The organism is uncultured Ferrovibrio sp. (assembly GCF_937960835.1).
GTDB lineage: Bacteria > Pseudomonadota > Alphaproteobacteria > Ferrovibrionales > Ferrovibrionaceae > Ferrovibrio.
The window spans coordinates 38,766-53,732 of record NZ_CALGPC010000005.1; the positions used below are offsets into that span (position 1 = coordinate 38,766).

General features: G+C 63.4%; 11 protein-coding genes, 1 tRNA gene and 1 pseudogene. 3 read left to right on the plus strand and 10 right to left on the minus strand.

Annotation, left to right across the window (positions count from 1 at the left end):
* Nucleotides 1-100: 100 nt before the first annotated feature.
* Nucleotides 101-185, minus strand: a tRNA-Leu gene (locus Q0603_RS04305).
* Between the two features lie 276 nt (nt 186-461).
* On the minus strand, nt 462-683 hold the full coding sequence (locus tag Q0603_RS04310; RefSeq protein ID WP_298722585.1) for a hypothetical protein: 222 nt from the start codon (nt 681-683) through the stop codon (nt 462-464).
* 317 nt (nt 684-1,000) lie between these two features.
* Here Q0603_RS04310 and sulP point away from each other — a divergent pair, with 317 nt between their 5' ends.
* On the plus strand, nt 1,001-2,704 hold the full coding sequence (gene sulP / locus Q0603_RS04315; protein ID WP_298722587.1) for a sulfate permease: 1,704 nt from the start codon (nt 1,001-1,003) through the stop codon (nt 2,702-2,704).
* Here sulP and Q0603_RS04320 read toward each other — a convergent pair.
* The 3 genes from Q0603_RS04320 to Q0603_RS04330 all read right to left on the minus strand — a co-directional run bounded on the left by Q0603_RS04320 (nt 2,670) and on the right by Q0603_RS04330 (nt 6,404).
* The gene (locus Q0603_RS04320; protein ID WP_298722589.1) at nt 2,670-4,151 is read right to left on the minus strand and encodes an NAD(P)H-hydrate dehydratase; all 1,482 of its coding nucleotides are present in this window, start codon (nt 4,149-4,151) and stop codon (nt 2,670-2,672) included. The genes sulP and Q0603_RS04320 overlap by 35 nt on opposite strands.
* Nucleotides 4,148-5,554 (minus strand): amidase, encoded by a 1,407-nt coding sequence (locus tag Q0603_RS04325; RefSeq protein WP_298722592.1) that lies wholly within the window; start codon nt 5,552-5,554, stop codon nt 4,148-4,150. The genes Q0603_RS04320 and Q0603_RS04325 overlap by 4 nt, the downstream gene beginning before the upstream one ends.
* Before the next feature lie 79 nt (nt 5,555-5,633).
* Nucleotides 5,634-6,404: an SDR family oxidoreductase gene (locus tag Q0603_RS04330; protein ID WP_298722594.1), complete on the minus strand. Its 771-nt coding sequence runs from the start codon at nt 6,402-6,404 to the stop codon at nt 5,634-5,636.
* Nucleotides 6,405-6,496: 92 nt separating this feature from the next.
* On the opposite strand from Q0603_RS04330, the gene Q0603_RS04335 reads away from it, so the two are divergent.
* Nucleotides 6,497-7,549, plus strand: a complete 1,053-nt coding sequence (locus Q0603_RS04335) for an alcohol dehydrogenase (RefSeq protein WP_298722596.1) — start codon at nt 6,497-6,499, stop codon at nt 7,547-7,549.
* A gap of 1 nt (nt 7,550) precedes the next feature.
* On the opposite strand, the gene Q0603_RS04340 is transcribed toward Q0603_RS04335, so the two are convergent.
* The gene (locus Q0603_RS04340; RefSeq protein WP_298722598.1) at nt 7,551-8,645 is read right to left on the minus strand and encodes an FIST C-terminal domain-containing protein; all 1,095 of its coding nucleotides are present in this window, start codon (nt 8,643-8,645) and stop codon (nt 7,551-7,553) included.
* Between the two features lie 98 nt (nt 8,646-8,743).
* On the opposite strand from Q0603_RS04340, the gene Q0603_RS04345 reads away from it, so the two are divergent.
* Nucleotides 8,744-9,244 (plus strand): DUF2147 domain-containing protein, encoded by a 501-nt coding sequence (locus Q0603_RS04345; protein WP_298722601.1) that lies wholly within the window; start codon nt 8,744-8,746, stop codon nt 9,242-9,244.
* Here the strand turns inward: Q0603_RS04345 and Q0603_RS04350 are convergent.
* The 4 genes and pseudogenes from Q0603_RS04350 to Q0603_RS04365 form a co-directional block, all read right to left on the minus strand.
* A complete protein-coding gene (locus Q0603_RS04350; RefSeq protein WP_298722604.1) occupies nt 9,241-11,064 on the minus strand; it encodes an alpha/beta fold hydrolase in 1,824 nt (607 codons plus the stop codon). The two genes, Q0603_RS04345 and Q0603_RS04350, sit on opposite strands and share 4 nt — an antisense overlap.
* 130 nt (nt 11,065-11,194) lie before the next feature.
* The gene (locus tag Q0603_RS04355) at nt 11,195-11,407 is read right to left on the minus strand and encodes a hypothetical protein (RefSeq protein WP_298722608.1); all 213 of its coding nucleotides are present in this window, start codon (nt 11,405-11,407) and stop codon (nt 11,195-11,197) included.
* A gap of 44 nt (nt 11,408-11,451) precedes the next feature.
* Complete coding sequence (locus Q0603_RS04360) at nt 11,452-13,473, minus strand: tetratricopeptide repeat protein (protein WP_298722611.1); 2,022 nt, start codon at nt 13,471-13,473, stop codon at nt 11,452-11,454.
* Between the two features lie 177 nt (nt 13,474-13,650).
* Nucleotides 13,651-14,967 (minus strand): annotated as a pseudogene (locus Q0603_RS04365) (heme utilization protein); the annotation flags it as partial.

The window sequence follows — 14,967 nt, forward strand, 5'->3', positions numbered from 1 at the left end:
TCTCTTCGATATAGATTCCGTTGCGCCTCGGGCCAGCCGCCGCATCAGCCTATTCACACCAGGCCTGCAGCAGAGGCTTTCAGCGGGGCGCCGGGCGAACTGGTGCGGGCGGAGGGACTTGAACCCACACGCCTTGCGGCACAGGAACCTAAATCCTGCGTGTCTACCAGTTCCACCACGCCCGCTTTCCCGCACCGGGTCGGCGCGAAGGCGCAGTCTATAGCACGGGTATTTATGCGGCGCGAGGCTTTTGGCCGGTTTTCCGCAGCCCGGCGCATGCCCGCCGGGCCGGCTTCTAGGTGCCTGTTTTTGCAAGGATTTTCACCGACTGCTGGCGGGGCCACTGGCCGCAGTGCAGCATCGCCTAGCGCTCGGCGAACCATTCGGCGCTATAGCTGCAGTCGCGGAATTCCTCATAGGACGGGCCGCCGATCGTGTAATGCACGATCGAGGCCTCCGGATCATAAGGGTCGTAATCGGCCAGATGGTTCCAGCGGTGCGGGAGTTCGCCGATCAGGCTGTCGTCGCCCAGCCCGGAAATCGCACAGGAACGGCGCCAGGAAGCAGGAGAAGGAAAGGTCGGTGGATTGCAGCTCGTGATGCGGGCGGCGGTTGATGCTGAGCGCGGCGACGCTGGAGGCGACCGGCGCGGCCCGGCTGTAACCGATGAAGACGCGGATCATGATGCGGGCACCACCCTCAAGCCCTGACCTCAGGTCTCAAGTCCTGACCTCAGGTCTCAATCCCTGGCTTCAAACCGGGCAGTTATTTCTGCCCGGAAAGGGTTAACAACCGCCCCAGTCGGAAATGGCTCTCGATTGAATTTGATTCCGGCCGGTTCCGGCAGGATGATCGGCGGCCTGTTTGCACGCTTTTGCATAGGGAAGCTTCCGTTTTTGCATATTGAAGCTCCTAGTAGCGGTATTATAGTACCCACAGACGACCCGCCGCGGCGACATCTCGCCCCTGGAGACCGGCCGTCCCTCGCGAGCCCACCGTCATGTTCGTACCAAAATCGATCAGTGCCCTGCAGGAAGGCTACCGCCTGAGCACCTTGCGCCAGGACGCCCTCGCCGGGCTCACCGTCGCCATTGTTGCCCTGCCGCTGGCCATGGCCATCGCCATCGCCTCCGGCACCACGCCCGACAAGGGCCTCTACACTGCCATCGTCGCCGGCTTCCTGATCTCCGCGCTGGGTGGCAGCCGGCACCAGATCGGCGGACCGACCGCCGCCTTCGTTATTGTTGTCTACGGCGTGATCGAAAAGCATGGCTTCGACGGCCTGGTGATTGCCACGCTGATGGCCGGCGCCATGCTGATCGTGTTTGGCGCGCTGCGGCTCGGCAATCTGATCAAGTTCATCCCCTACCCCGTGGTGACCGGCTTCACCGCCGGCATCGCGTTGACCATCCTGTCGACCCAGATCAAGGATTTTTTCGGCCTCGACATGGCCAAGGTGCCGGCCGACTTCATCGCCAAGTGGAGCGCCTATGCCGAGGCGGCGCCGAGCTTCGATGCCGCCAGCACCGCGATCGCGCTGTTCACCCTGGTGGTGATCGTTCTGGTGCGCCGCTTCAAGCCGAGCTGGCCCGGCATGCTGATCGGCGTGGTCGCCGCGACCCTGATCGTGCATCTGGCAAATCTGCCGGTGGAGACCATCGAAGGCCGCTTCGGTGCCATCCCCAATCACCTGCCGACGCCGGAACTGCCGCAGGGACTTTCCTGGGCGCGAATGTATGACCTGCTGCCGAGCGCGATAACCATCGCGCTGCTAGCCGGCATCGAGAGCCTGCTGTCCTGCGTCATCGCCGATGGCATGACCGGCCGGCGCCATCGCTCCAACATCGAACTGATCGGCCAGGGCGTCGCCAACATGGCTTCGGCGCTGTTCGCCGGACTGCCCGCCACCGGCGCGCTGGCGCGCACCGCCACCAACATCAAGGCCGGGGCGCAGACGCCCGTCTCCGGCATGCTGCATGCCGTCTTCCTGCTGCTGTTCATGTGGCTGCTGGCGCCGCTGGCCGGGCTGGTGCCGCTGGCGGCTTTGGCGGGCGTTCTGGTGATCGTCGCCTGGAACATGAGCGAGATCGAGCGCCTGCGCCATTTCGTGCGTGCGCCGCGCGGCGATCAACTCGTTCTGGCGGTGACCTTCCTGCTGACCGTGCTGATCGACATCACCGTGGCACTGGAAGTCGGTATTGTGCTGGCGGCGCTGGTCTTCATCCGGCGCATGGTCGAGACGACGGATGTTACGCCCGTCGGCGGTGCCGATCTGGCGCGGCGCGCCGAAACGGAGGCCGGCGCGAAGGCGCTGGCTGCGTTGCATGTGCCGAAGGGCGTCGAGGTCTTCGAGATCAGCGGGCCGTTCTTCTTCGGCATCACTGCCAAGCTGGCCGACATTCTCGACCAGATCGAAGCGCCACCGAAGGTCTTCATCCTGCGCATGGGCAATGTGCCGCTAATCGACGCCAGCGGCGTGGATGCGCTGATCGGCTTCATCGAGAAGAACAAGCTGCGTGGCACCAAGGTGCTGCTCACCCGCGTACAGCCCCAGCCTCTGCGGATCATGACCGAGATGGGCCTGACCGCCTGGATCGGGAAAGATGCGCTGATGCCGAACCTCTCTACGGCCCTGGAATACGCCAAGACGCTGATCGAGAACGAGACGGCTACGCCCCCCGCAACGTCCTCAGCGAGCTTCTGACCGAAAGCGGCAGGTCGTCGGCAATCAAGCCGGGACCTGCCTCGCGCGCAGCGGCGCCATGCAGCCAGACGGCGGCGCATGCCGCTTCAAAAGTCGGCATGCCCTGCGCCAGCAGGCCCGCGCAGAAACCGGCCAGCACATCGCCGGTGCCGGCAGTGGCAAGATCGGGCGGCGCATTGATATTGATCACTGCCCTGCCCGGCCGTTTGCCTTCAGGCGGCGCAGCGATCACCGTATCGGCGCCTTTGAGGATCACCACCGCCCCGCTCTGCCGCGCCGCCTGGCGCGCGCGCTCCAGCTTGCCGAGGTCCTTGGGCACATCTGGAAACAGGCGAGCGTATTCGCCTTCATGCGGCGTGAGAATGGCCGGGCCATCGATGGCGTCGAAAAGCCGCTTTGGGTTGCCTGAAAACGCCGTCAGCGCATCGGCATCGATCACCACGCCACGCCTCGTTGCCAGCGCCGCGCAGACAGCTATGCGCGTGGCCTCGCTGGCACCATTGCCCGGCCCCAGCAGCAACACGTTGCGGCGTGGATCGGCAATCGCCGCCCGCCAGTCGGGCATACCCTCGCAGCGCAGACGCATCAAGGCATCGGGCCCGCCACCTTGCGCCATCGCCGCTTCGGGCTGTGCCAGCGTCACGAGGCCGGCACCGATCCGCAAGGCCGCGTGACCGGCCAGGCAGGCCGCGCCAGCCAAAGCGCCGCCTCGCACCAGCACATGGCCGCGCGCGTACTTATGCCCGTCGCTGCGCAGCCGCGGGAAAAGATGCCGCCAGACGGACGGATCATTCTGCCATTGCCGCGGCTGAATGGAGGTGAGCACCGTATCGGGAATGCCGATATCCGCCACATGCACTTCGCCGCAGAACTGCCGGCCGGGCAGCAGCAGATGTCCGGGCTTGAGCCGGAAGAACGTCACTGTACGCTCGGCCTTGACCGCCGTGCCGCGTGGCTGCCCGTCATCGCCATGCAGGCCGCTGGGCAGGTCGACAGCAACCACCGGCCGGCCGGATTCATTGATGGCTTCGACGAGGCTGCGCGCCATTCCCGCAAGCGGCTTGCTGAGGCCGGCGCCGAACAAGGCATCGACGATCACGTCGCCCTGCATGACCTGAACAGGCGTGGCGTTCACCACCAATCCCGACCAGCGCCGTGCCATCACGGCCGCATCGCCTTTGAGCGCATCGCGCACGCCCAGCAAGGCAACCGTCACCTGCCGGCCGGCATTCGCCAGAAGGCGTGCAGCGACAAATCCATCACCGCCGTTATTGCCTGGACCGCAGAGCACCAAAACGGACCCACGCGGATGATAGCGCTGCACGATGCGCGCCACCGCCGCCCCCGCAGCTTCCATCAGGTCGAGACCCGGCACGCCACCCGCGATGGTGCGGCGGTCGGCCTCGGCCATTTCGGAAACGCTCAAAAGGACGGCGTTATAGCTCATGCAGGCAGCTTTGGACGGTGCTTGTGCCAATCGACTGTTGCTTCATAAGCCGCAGCCGCGCGCAGCACCAGATCCTCGCGGTGCATCGGGCCGACCAGCTGCAGCCCGATGGGCAATCCGGATTGCGAGAAGCCGCAGGACACGGAGATGGCCGGTTGCTGGGTCAGGTTGAAGGGATAGGTGAATGGCGTCCAAGCCGTCCAATAGGCATCGCCCATGGCTTCCGGTGCCAGCCGCCCGGCGGTGAACGGCAGCACCGCAAGGCTTGGCGTCAGCAGCAGATCGTAAGTCTGATGGAAGCGCCGCATCACCACGCCCAGCTTGCTGCGTTCGGTCTGCGCCAGCAGATAGTCCTTCGTGGTGTACGAAGCGCCAGCTTCCACGGTTTTTGCCAGGCCCGGATCTAGCAGCGCGAACTTTTCCTTTGGCAGCGTCAAGGTTGCGTTGTAGGCGCCAAGGAACCAATGAATGTGGAAGATCTCGACAGGATCGGCGAAACCGGGATCGACCTGTTCGACAATCGCGCCCAGCGCAGCGAACTGCTTGGCGGCAGCATCGACGGCCGCGAAGATTTCCGGATCGACCTTGGCGTAACCAAGCGTCGGGCTGTAGGCGATCTTCAATCCCTTCACGCCGTCAGACAAATTCGCCGTGTAATCGATATCCTGGTACGGCAGCGAGAACCAGTCGCGCACGTCCGGTTTCGCCATCTCCCGCAGCATCAGCGCGGCGTCGCGCACGGTGCGCGTCATAGGACCAAGATGCGCCACGGTGCCGAATGGACTGAGCGGCGCAGCTGGAACGCGGCCGAAGCTCGGCTTCAGGCCAGTGATGCCTGTAAAGCCCGCCGGGATGCGGATAGAGCCGCCGCCATCGGTGCCGACTGCCAGCGGTCCGAGGCCTGCCGCTACCTGCGCCGAGGCGCCGCCGGACGAACCGCCGGGCGTGGTGCTGATGTTCCAGGGATTGCGCGTGATGCCGGTGAGCGGCGAATCCGTCACGCCTTTCCAGCCCATTTCCGGCGAAGTGGTCTTGCCGATGATCACGCAGCCCGCTTCGCGCAGACGCGCGGTTACGGGCGCATCCTCATCCCACGACTGGTTGGGATCGACGGTCTTGGAGCCGCGCAAGGTTGGCCAGCCTTTGGTGAGGATGATGTCCTTGATCGAGGCTGCAACGCCATCGATGGGGCTGAGCGGCTTGCCTGCCTTCCAGCGCGCTTCGGATGCCCGTGCGTCGCGCAGCGCAGCTTCGGGATCGACGAGGTTATAGGCGTTGACGATAGGATTGACCGCCTCGATCCGCTTCAGCAGAGCCTGCGTCGCTTCGACCGGAGACAGGCGCCCAGCCCGATAGGCATCGGCGAGTTCGGCGGCTGTCAAATAGCACAAGTCTTCGCTCATGATCCCCCTGTTTTTCTTATTCGGTTCCGCTTATTCACTCTTGTTCTTTCTTGGTGTGCTTATGCTGCGCCGATCACGCTCAGATCGTCGTGGTCATGCCGCCATCGACCGCCAATACATGGCCGTTGACGTAAGAGGCCGCCGGCGAGGCGAGGAACAGCGCGGCGCCGGCAAGCTCTTCCGGCTTGCCCCAGCGGCGCAGCGGCGTGCGGTCGTTGACGAATTTGACGAAGGCCTCGTTGGCCATCAAGTCGCGATTGATCTCGGTTTCGAAATAACCCGGCGCTATGGCGTTGCAGGTTACGCCGGAGACGCCGAGTTCGGCGGCAAAGGATTTGGTCAGACCGGCGATGCCATGCTTGGCCGCCGTATAGGCTGGGATGCTGGCCCGCCCCTTCACCGACAGCACCGAGCCGATATTGATGATGCGGCCATGACCGCGCTTGACCATGCCTAAGGCCGCCCGGCGTGACAGCGCGTAAGCAGCGGTGAGATCGACATCGATGACACTGCGCCAGTCGTCGAGCGTCAGCTCAGCCAGAGGCTTGCGGATGTTGATGCCCGCATTGTTGATCAGGATGTCGAGCTTTCCGTGGGTCTTCTCGATGGCCTCGATGGCAGCCTCGCCGGCGGGAATGTTGGCAACGTCGAACGCAGCGATATCGACCGCGCCATGGCGGCGGACGACATCGGCAGCCGTCTGCAGGGTTTCCGGGTGGCGGCCGTTGATGATCACGGTGGCGCCGGCCTCGGCGAACAACTTGGCGAATTCCAGGCCGAAGCCGCGGGAAGCACCGGTGATCAGGGCTACCTGGCCGGACAAATCGAACAGGCGTTGCAGCATCGTCATGGATCGCGTCCTCCCTTGTTCCGAGTTTACCGGTTTGCGCGCTGGACACCAGCCCGCGCATCTCCGTAGCATCGTGGGAAAGGAGGACGCCCATGCTACGCTGCTATCAAGTGGCCGAATTCGGCAAGCCGCTCGCCCTGACAGAAAAGCCCCTGCCCGAACCTCGCGGCAGGGAGGTGCTGATCAAGGTCGAGCGATGCGGCGTCTGTCACAGCGATCTGCATATCTGGGACGGGTATTTCGACCTCGGCAATGGCAGGCGGATCGTGGCGGCCAATAACGGTGCGCTGCTGCCCCTGACGCTGGGTCATGAGATCGTCGGGACTGTGGCCGCCGCCGGGTCCGAGGCGTCGATTTCCACCGGTGCGCGCCGGGTGGTGTTTCCCTGGATCGGCTGCGGCACCTGCCCGCCCTGCCGTGACGGCATGGAGCATCTCTGCGCCGGCGCGCAGAAGGCCATCGGCATCTTCGCCGATGGCGGCTATGCCAGCCATGTGCTGGTGCCGGACGAGCGCTATCTGCTCGATTTCGGCGAGCTCGAACCAAGCCTCGCTTCCACCTATGCCTGTTCGGGGCTGACAGCCTATTCGGCGCTCAAGAAGATCGGCCGGCTGGCGGATCATCATGAATTGCTGATCGTCGGCGCTGGCGGCGTTGGGCTGAATGCCGTGGCGCTGGCCAAGGTCGTGACCGGCCAGGCGCCCATCGTGGCCGATCTCGATCCGGCCAAACGCGCCGCCGCCATGCAGCTCGGCGCAAAAGATGCCGTCGATCCGCGTGCCGAGGGCGCTGTCAAGGCGCTGCTCAAAGCCACCGGCGGCGTGATGGCCGCTGTCGATTTCGCTGGCTCCGGTGCCAGCTTCGAATTCGCTTACGGCGTGCTGCGCAAGGGTGGCCATCTGGTCAGCGTCGGATTGCTGGGCGGCGCCGTGACGCTATCGCTGGGACTGCATGTGATGAAGGGGCTGCGCATCAGCGGCTCTTACGTCGGCGGCCTGGATGAGATGCGCGAACTGCTGGCGCTGGCCCAGAAAACCTCGCTGCCCTCGCTGCCAATCACGACGCGGCCGCTGGATCAGGCGACAGACTCGCTCACCGCCCTGAAGGCCGGCCAAGTGGTGGGCCGCATCGTGCTGCAGCCGTGAGTTAAAGGAAGAGCGTCAGCACGCCGGTATAGCCATAGAGGCGGGACTGCGCGATCTCGCCGCCACAATACATGCCGACCAGCGGCAGATCGGGGAAGACCGCCTGGATGCGGGCAAGCTCGCCCGGCTCGCGGACGAACTGATCCTGGCAGCGCGCCATGCAGGAATACCACAGAGCGCCGCGCGGCATGCGGTCACCGCAGCGCCGCTTGAGGTCGCTCAACATGCGGTCCATGTCGCGGCCTGCGCTTTCGACATCACGGCGGCAGAAGAAGATGCTGTCGCCCTCCTCCATCATGGCGCCGACGGCAATGCCGCCGGCCTGCGGATCGACGCCGACGATGTTGCGTACCATGTAGTCCGGCCGGTCGGCGCCGCTGATCGGCAGGCCGACCATCAGTCCGGTGGTGAGCTTGCGCAGATCCTGCAGCGATTCCACGGCGAAACAATCGCGCAGCACGTCGTAGGCTGGGCGGTTGTTCAATTCGAGGACGACGTTGCCGTCGGCGGCGGTGATTTGATGCACATCGCCAACCTGGGCACAGCCTTGCGTAAGCCCTGTGAGGATCGGTTGGTCTTCGGAGAACATGAGGCCGGAGGCGCCGCCTTCGACCGGCTTGCCCGCCCATTGCGGCCGCGGGCCGCGCGCGGCAACCAGGCCGCCGACGAGATAAGCGCCGCAGGCCTCGGCGAAATCCTCGATCAGTTCCGGCAGCGCCGGCACCTGAGGATCGGCATGAAGCACGCCAAGCCAGCCCTGCGGCCGCTCGACGGGGCTGCGGAACAGGGTCGCAGCGCCGGGCGGGACGGAACCGATCAGGCAGGCCACGACCGGTTCGTCGCAGTATTCCGTAGCGCCAGCGGCGATGCTGTAGCCGCAGGCGGCGATCATGGCTTCGATGCCGGTGGCGTCGCTTAAGCGCCGCATGATGCGCGGCAACTGGTCGGCCATGCGATCGCTGACATAGACGAAGCCGACATTGGCCGCATCGGATAGCGGCATCAGCTGAAGCAGGCAGGCATCGACCGCCATGCGCCAGTCGTCGGCAGCGCCGATCCCAAGGCGGAATTGTGAGCCGGTGGTCTGCTCGGTCATGCCGTCACCCTCCTGTCCGTCGTCACACTATAGTAGCTTGAAGCCGGGATCGATCCGTCCAAATTGACATTAAGGGATTACTTTTCGGGAGAACCATCATGCCGCGCCGCACAGTCCTTAATCTAGGCGCTTGCTTCGGCGCCGCCCTGCTGATTTTTACGGCTGCCCAGGCTCCCGCGCAGACCACAAATGCCCTGTCACCGGTGGGGCAATGGAAAACCATTGACGATGAGACGAATACGGAGCGCAGCATCGTCGAAATCCGCCAGGTGGGCAGCGAACTGCAGGGCCGCATCCTCAAGATCTTCCCCCGCCCCGGCGAAGATCCTGCCCCTTTATGTCAGCAATGTGAAGGCGAACGCCAAAATCAGCCGATTATCGGCATGATCTTCCTCTGGGGCCTAGTGCCGGACGGCGCCGATAGCTGGGCTGGCGGGGCGGTCCTCGACCCGCAAAGCGGCAAGATCTACAACGCCAAGATCAGCCTGACGGATAACGGCGAGCGGCTGCGAGTGCGTGGCTATCTCGGCACGCCCCTGCTTGGCCGCACCCAGATCTGGCTGCGGCAGTCCGGCAGTACCTCAGCCTCGGCCGACTAGCTGCCGAAGACGTAGCTGCCCGGCGCTGGCATGAGCGGCAAATAGCCCCTTTTTGCGTTCCCCATGGCAGGCGGCGCGATGTCCTGCCCGCTGGAATGGTTGACCAGCCAGCCCTGCCAGGCGGGCCACCAGGAACCGGGCTGTTCCGGGGTCTGCGCCACCCAGCGATCGGGATCGATGTAGCCGTCGCGCATGCCCCGATGCGCCATGCGGAAGCGCCGATTGCCGTGGCCGGGCTCGCTGACGATGCCGGCATTGTGGCCGCCGCTGGTCAGCAGGAAGGTCACGTCCGTATCGGCCAGGCGGATGATTTTGAAAACCGAATGCCAGGGCGCGACGTGATCCCAGACCGTGCCGACCGCGAAGATCGGCACGCGGATGTCGCTGATCGCGATCGGATGGCCATCGACCCGGTAACGCCCCTCCGCCAGATCGTTGCGCAAGAACAGCTTGCGCAGATATTCGCTGTGCATCTTGTAGGGCATGCGGGTCTGATCGGCATTCCAGGCCATCAGATCGTTCATCGGCTGGCGCTCGCCGGCGATGTATTCGTTGACGATGCGCGACCAGATCAGGTCGTTGGAGCGCAGGAGCTGGAATGCGCCAGCCATCTGCTTGGTATCGAGGAAGCCGCGCTCCCACATCATGTCTTCGAGGAAGCTGACCTGGCTTTCATCGATGAACAGCGAGATTTCGCCCGCTTCGCTGAAATCGGTCTGCGCCGCCAGCAGTGTCAGACTTGCCAGCCGCTCGTCCTCTTCGCGCGCCATCGCGGCAGCTGCGATGGTGAGCAAGGTGCCGCCCAGGCAATAGCCGACGCCATGGACCTTGCGATCAGGGCAGATCGCGTTGATGGCATCCAGCGCGGCCATGACGCCAAGCCGGCGGTAATCCTCCATCCCGAGATCGCGGTCCGCATAGGTCGGATTTTTCCACGAAATGATGAAGACGGTGTGACCCTTCTCGACCAGATAGCGCACCAGCGAATTCTTCGGCGACAGGTCGAGGATGTAATATTTCATGATCCAGGCCGGCACGATCAGGATCGGTTCGGCATGAACCTTCGGCGTCTTCGGCGCATACTGGATCAGCTCGATCAGGCGGTTGCGATAGACCACCTGCCCTTCAGTGACGGCGAGATTCTCGCCGACCTTGAAGGCCTCAGCACCGGCCGGCGGCAGTCCGGTTGCGGCGCGCTGCATGTCCTCGATGATGTTGCGCCAGCCGCGCAGCAGGTTGAAGCCCTTCTCCTCCATCGTGCGCTTCAGCGCCACGGGATTGGTGAGCAGGAAATTGCTGGGCGAGAAGACGTCGAGAATCTGCCGCGCGGTGAACGACACCACATCCGAATGATGACGCGACACGCCGCGTATGCCGGTGGTCGCGTTGTGCCACCACTGCTGCTGCAGCAGGAAGCCCTGATAGATCAGGTTGAACGGGAATTGCTGCCATTCCGGCGCGGAGAAACGCCGGTCCTGCGCCAGCGGCTGGATGCAGGGCGCACCATCCTTCTGGCCGAGCGCACAGGTTGCCGCATAAAGCTGGAAGCGGATCATCTTGCGGATGGCCTTGCGCACCAGCTCAGTCTGCTTGCCCGGCGCATGCGCCAGATGAACCGCCCAATCCATATAGGCACCCAGCAAGGATGCCGGCGAAAGGCCGTGCGTGAAATAAGCCAAACTGGCGTTCAGCAGCCGGTCCAGCGGCAGATCAGTCGCCTCCTCATGCGCATCGAGCGCAGGCGCGGCTTTCGGCGCCGGCTGGGATGCAGCGGCGGCGGGTATATTGCCGGCAGCGGTTGACGGTCGATCGGCGGCCATGGATGCCTCTTCTTGCCGACCATTATGGCCCATGCCGGTCCGGCAGACATTGACCTAGGGCAAATGCACCCAGGGCATAATCCGTTTTATTCAACAACTTATGCGGCACCGCGTCAGCGCAGCGGCTGGCTCAGGATGCAGGATTCTGCGCCTTGCTCATCGCCAGCACGGCTTCGGAGATGCGCAGCCATTCCATGGCTCCCTCGCGATCCCCCTCTTCCGCCAGCTTGTTGGCGCGAGAAGCTGCGACCTTGGCGGCCTTGCGGCCGTGATGACGGATCAATGAAGCAGCGGTCTTGCCGATATCGAGGCCTGCGCTCCCGCCCCCAATGGATGGCTGCATATCAGTTCCTCTCAAGTGGCTGTGGCCTGCCCAATCAATGGCAATCAGACAGCGCGTTTCTTGGGCCGTATTCCTTTAGTCGTAGCAGTCTTGCTCGCTGGCTGCGTCCAAAGGCGCTTGTCCTCCGGGATCGGACGGAACTTGTGCCGACGCGCCAGCTTCTCACGGTAAAAGTCATTGTAGTCTTCGATCGACAGCATTTCACGCGTCTCGTGATCTTCCTCGATCGCCACCTCATGGTAGATGTCGAGATTGGTCAGATCTGGCTGCGGCAGATTGCCGTCCTGGAATTCCTGCCACATCTGCTGAAAAAGGCCTTCCAGGGCGCGGACATGACCGTCCATGTCGAAGAGGACGCATTTGTCACGGTTCTGCACCAGTTTCTCGCGATAACGGCGCAAGGTCTCGCGGTCGTGGCCGAGCGCAATCGCGCGTTTGACGAAATCCTCCGGCCCATCGCAGACGAGTTCCGGCAGGTTGGCGGCGCGCACAAGGCTGCCGCAGACACGCGAGGCAAAGCTGCGCCCCGAGAAGGTGAGCACGGGCACACCCATCCACAGAGCATCCGATGCCGTCGTATGGGCGCCATAGGGGAAGCTGTCGAGGAACAGATCCGCCAGAGGATAGCGGGCAAGATGGGCAGGATTGGCGATCTTCGGCGCGAAGATCAGCCGGTTCGGATCGATCCCGCGCTCCGCCGCCAACGTGCGCAGGCGCTCGTTCAGATTTTCGGACGCGCTCAACTGCCACAGAACGCTGTTCGGCACCTTCTCAAGGATGGTCATCCAGCGGTCGAAGGTGAAGCGCGTGATCTTCTGGCTGCCGTTGAAGCTGCAGTAGACGATCGCATCTTCGGGAAGGCCGACGCTTGCACGGGTCGGCGTCTCCGGCGCGATGAGGCGCTTGCGGTCATTGGGCTGATAGCACGGCAGGCGCAGGACCTTTTCCGTGTAATAGATCTCGGACTCTTTCGGGATGATCCAGTCATCCGCGAGGATGTAGTGGTGATACGGGCTCGCCATCGTGCCGGGGAAGCCCAGCCAGTTCACGATGATCGGCGCCGGACGGAAGGCCAGCACCCGCGTGCGGGCATCGCGGGTATAGCCGTTGACGTCCACCAAAATGTCGATGTTGTCCTCGGCAATGCGCTTGGCCGCCGTCTGGTCGTCCATGCCGGAGATGTCGACCCAGTGCTCGACCGCATTCCGGATGCGTGTCTTGATATTGTCCTCAGGCGGAATGCCGCAGTAGTAAGCGAAGACCTCCACCTTGCTGCGGTCATGCAATTCGAAGACTTCCGCAGTAAGGAAGCCGATGGCGTGATGGCGCAGGTCGGAAGACAGATAACCGATCCGCAGCCGGTCCGACGGGCGCCGCTCGACCTGCTGCCACAGGTATTCGGTATCCGCCGGGGGATCTTCGATGGTGCGGTTATAAGCGGCAGAAACACCCAGATGTAAAATCGGATCGTCCGTATAGGCGGCGATGGATAGCGGGCTGAACCCCTTCATCAGGGCCTTGCGGCTCACCCCTTCCCAAGGCTGCACGATCGGCCATTCGCATTGCACCATACGCAAAGCCAGGTAGTGCTGGGCCACGTCAAGCTGGTTCTGATCCAGACTGAGGCCCTGGCGAAGGATAAGTTCGGCCTCGGCATGCTTCTGATTGCCCTCCAGGACACGGCCAATCTGCTTTATGGCCATCGTCTTGAAGTTCAGCCCGTTGCCGGTGATCGCCTCGAGCTGATTGACGACGCCCAGCCAGGTCTTGATGGCTTCGTCGGTCTTGCCGGCGCGCTCCCACACGCCGCCGAGATTGATGTAGGGCGGGAAGAAATCAGGCTTGAGCTTGATCGCCTCTTCAAACGCGTCCTTGGCGCCAGCAAGATCGCCACGGTTCGAAAGCGTCGTACCCAGATTGAAATAGATCACATACAGGAATGGGTCGTTCGGATTGAACTTTGCCCACATCCGATACAGCAGCACGGCACGATCGATCTGTCCGACTGCTTGCAGTTTGGTCGCGGCGTCGATGACCTGGGCAATGGGAAATGGCTGTTGCGACAACCGAACAAGTAACGCCTCAAATTCTTCGCCGCCCATCTCAACCCCATATTCCGCCGCAGCATTCCCGCCGGCATTCCACGGGAATGGCGGGTCAAATCTCTACAGCATGAGTACGTGAAGCTTTTCGGGGAGGCAAGATATCAAATCGGATATCTCGCCTCCCCTCAAGCCGTCGGCTTAGGCCAGGGCCTGGATCCAGGCCTCAACCTGCTCGTCGCTGAGCGCAGCGACTTGCGCCTGCGTGAAGGCATTAGCCTGAGTGGCAGTCATAGCCAGGATGTTCTCCGTAGACAGCAACTGGATGGCCGTAGTGGAGATACCCGCGATCTGAGTCGGAGCGAACTCACCGATGTCGGTGGTGGTCAGGTTCTCGATCTGGGTCGCGGTCAGGCCCGACATCTGGGTGGAGGTCAGAGCCGCCACCTGGTCCGAGGTCAGCTGGTTGAAGTTGCTCGACCCGAGAGCGCCCAGCTGAGCCGAAGTCAGCAAGCCGATCTGCGTGGACGAGAACTCACCCATATCGGTGGTGGTCAGGTTCTCCAGCTGGGTCGCGGTCAGCGCCTTGATCTGGATCGCTCCCAGGCCAGCCACCTGATCAGACGACAGCTGCGAGACGTTCTCGGTCGTGAGCGCCTGCACCTGGAGCGCCGTCAGGCCCTTAAGCTGGGTCGATGTGAACTCACCGATGTCGGTGGCGGTCAGGTTCTCGATCTGCGTTGTGGTCAAGCTGCCGATCTGAGTCGACGAGAGCGCCTGGAACTGCGTCGAGTTCAACGCCGACAGGGCTTCGGTGGTCACCGCCGCCAATTGCGTCGCGGCCAGGCTCGCCAGTGCCGTGGTGCTCAGAGCCGTGAACTGCGTGCTCTCCAGATTCTGGATCTGCTCGGTCGTCAGGCCCTTCACCTGCGTCGCAGTCAGGTTGCCGATCACCGAGGTCGACAGACCAGCGATGGTCTCAGTGCTCAGCCCCGAGATCTGCGCCGAGGTCAGCCCAGCCAACTGCGTCGGCGTCAGAGCCTCGAACTGGGTACTGTCGAAGCCAGCCAGCTGCGTCGCCGTGAAGGCGCCAATCTGCGTCGAGGTCAGCTCACCGATGTCGGTGGTGGTCAGCGCATCGATCTGCGTCTCCGTCAGAGCCTTGATCTGCGTCGCCGTCAGCGCCGAAGCCTGGGTGCTGTTCAGAGCCGAGAGGTTCTCAGTGGTGAGATTCTCGATCTGAGTGGCAGTCAGGCCCTTGATCTGCGTCGACGAGAACTCGCCGATGTCAGTCGCCGTCAGGTTGGCGATCTGCTCGGTGGTCAGGCCAGCGATCTGCTGTGAGCTCAGCGCGCCGAACTGCGTGCTGTTCAGAGCAGACAGATTGTCCGTGCCCAACTGGCTCAGCTGGGTCGAGGTCAGGCCCTTCAGCTGGGTCTCGGTGAACTCAGCCATGTCGGTGGTGGTCAGAGCGCCAAGCTGGGTTTCCGTCAGGCCCTTCAGCTGAGCCGAGGTCAG

Excerpts from the sequence above, each read along its gene's own strand:
- Q0603_RS04340 (WP_298722598.1), bottom strand. The coding sequence starts at position 8,645 with ATGACCGAGCAGACCACCGGCTCACAATTCCGCCTTGGGATCGGCGCT.
- Q0603_RS04355 (WP_298722608.1), bottom strand. The coding sequence starts at position 11,407 with ATGCAGCCATCCATTGGGGGCGGGAGCGCAGGCCTCGATATCGGCAAG.
- Q0603_RS04335 (WP_298722596.1), top strand. The coding sequence starts at position 6,497 with ATGCTACGCTGCTATCAAGTGGCCGAATTCGGCAAGCCGCTCGCCCTG.
- Q0603_RS04310 (WP_298722585.1), bottom strand. The coding sequence starts at position 683 with ATGATCCGCGTCTTCATCGGTTACAGCCGGGCCGCGCCGGTCGCCTCC.
- sulP (WP_298722587.1), top strand. The coding sequence starts at position 1,001 with ATGTTCGTACCAAAATCGATCAGTGCCCTGCAGGAAGGCTACCGCCTG.
- Q0603_RS04320 (WP_298722589.1), bottom strand. The coding sequence starts at position 4,151 with ATGAGCTATAACGCCGTCCTTTTGAGCGTTTCCGAAATGGCCGAGGCC.
- Q0603_RS04330 (WP_298722594.1), bottom strand. The coding sequence starts at position 6,404 with ATGACGATGCTGCAACGCCTGTTCGATTTGTCCGGCCAGGTAGCCCTG.
- Q0603_RS04350 (WP_298722604.1), bottom strand. The coding sequence starts at position 11,064 with ATGGCCGCCGATCGACCGTCAACCGCTGCCGGCAATATACCCGCCGCC.
- Q0603_RS04325 (WP_298722592.1), bottom strand. The coding sequence starts at position 5,554 with ATGAGCGAAGACTTGTGCTATTTGACAGCCGCCGAACTCGCCGATGCC.
- Q0603_RS04345 (WP_298722601.1), top strand. The coding sequence starts at position 8,744 with ATGCCGCGCCGCACAGTCCTTAATCTAGGCGCTTGCTTCGGCGCCGCC.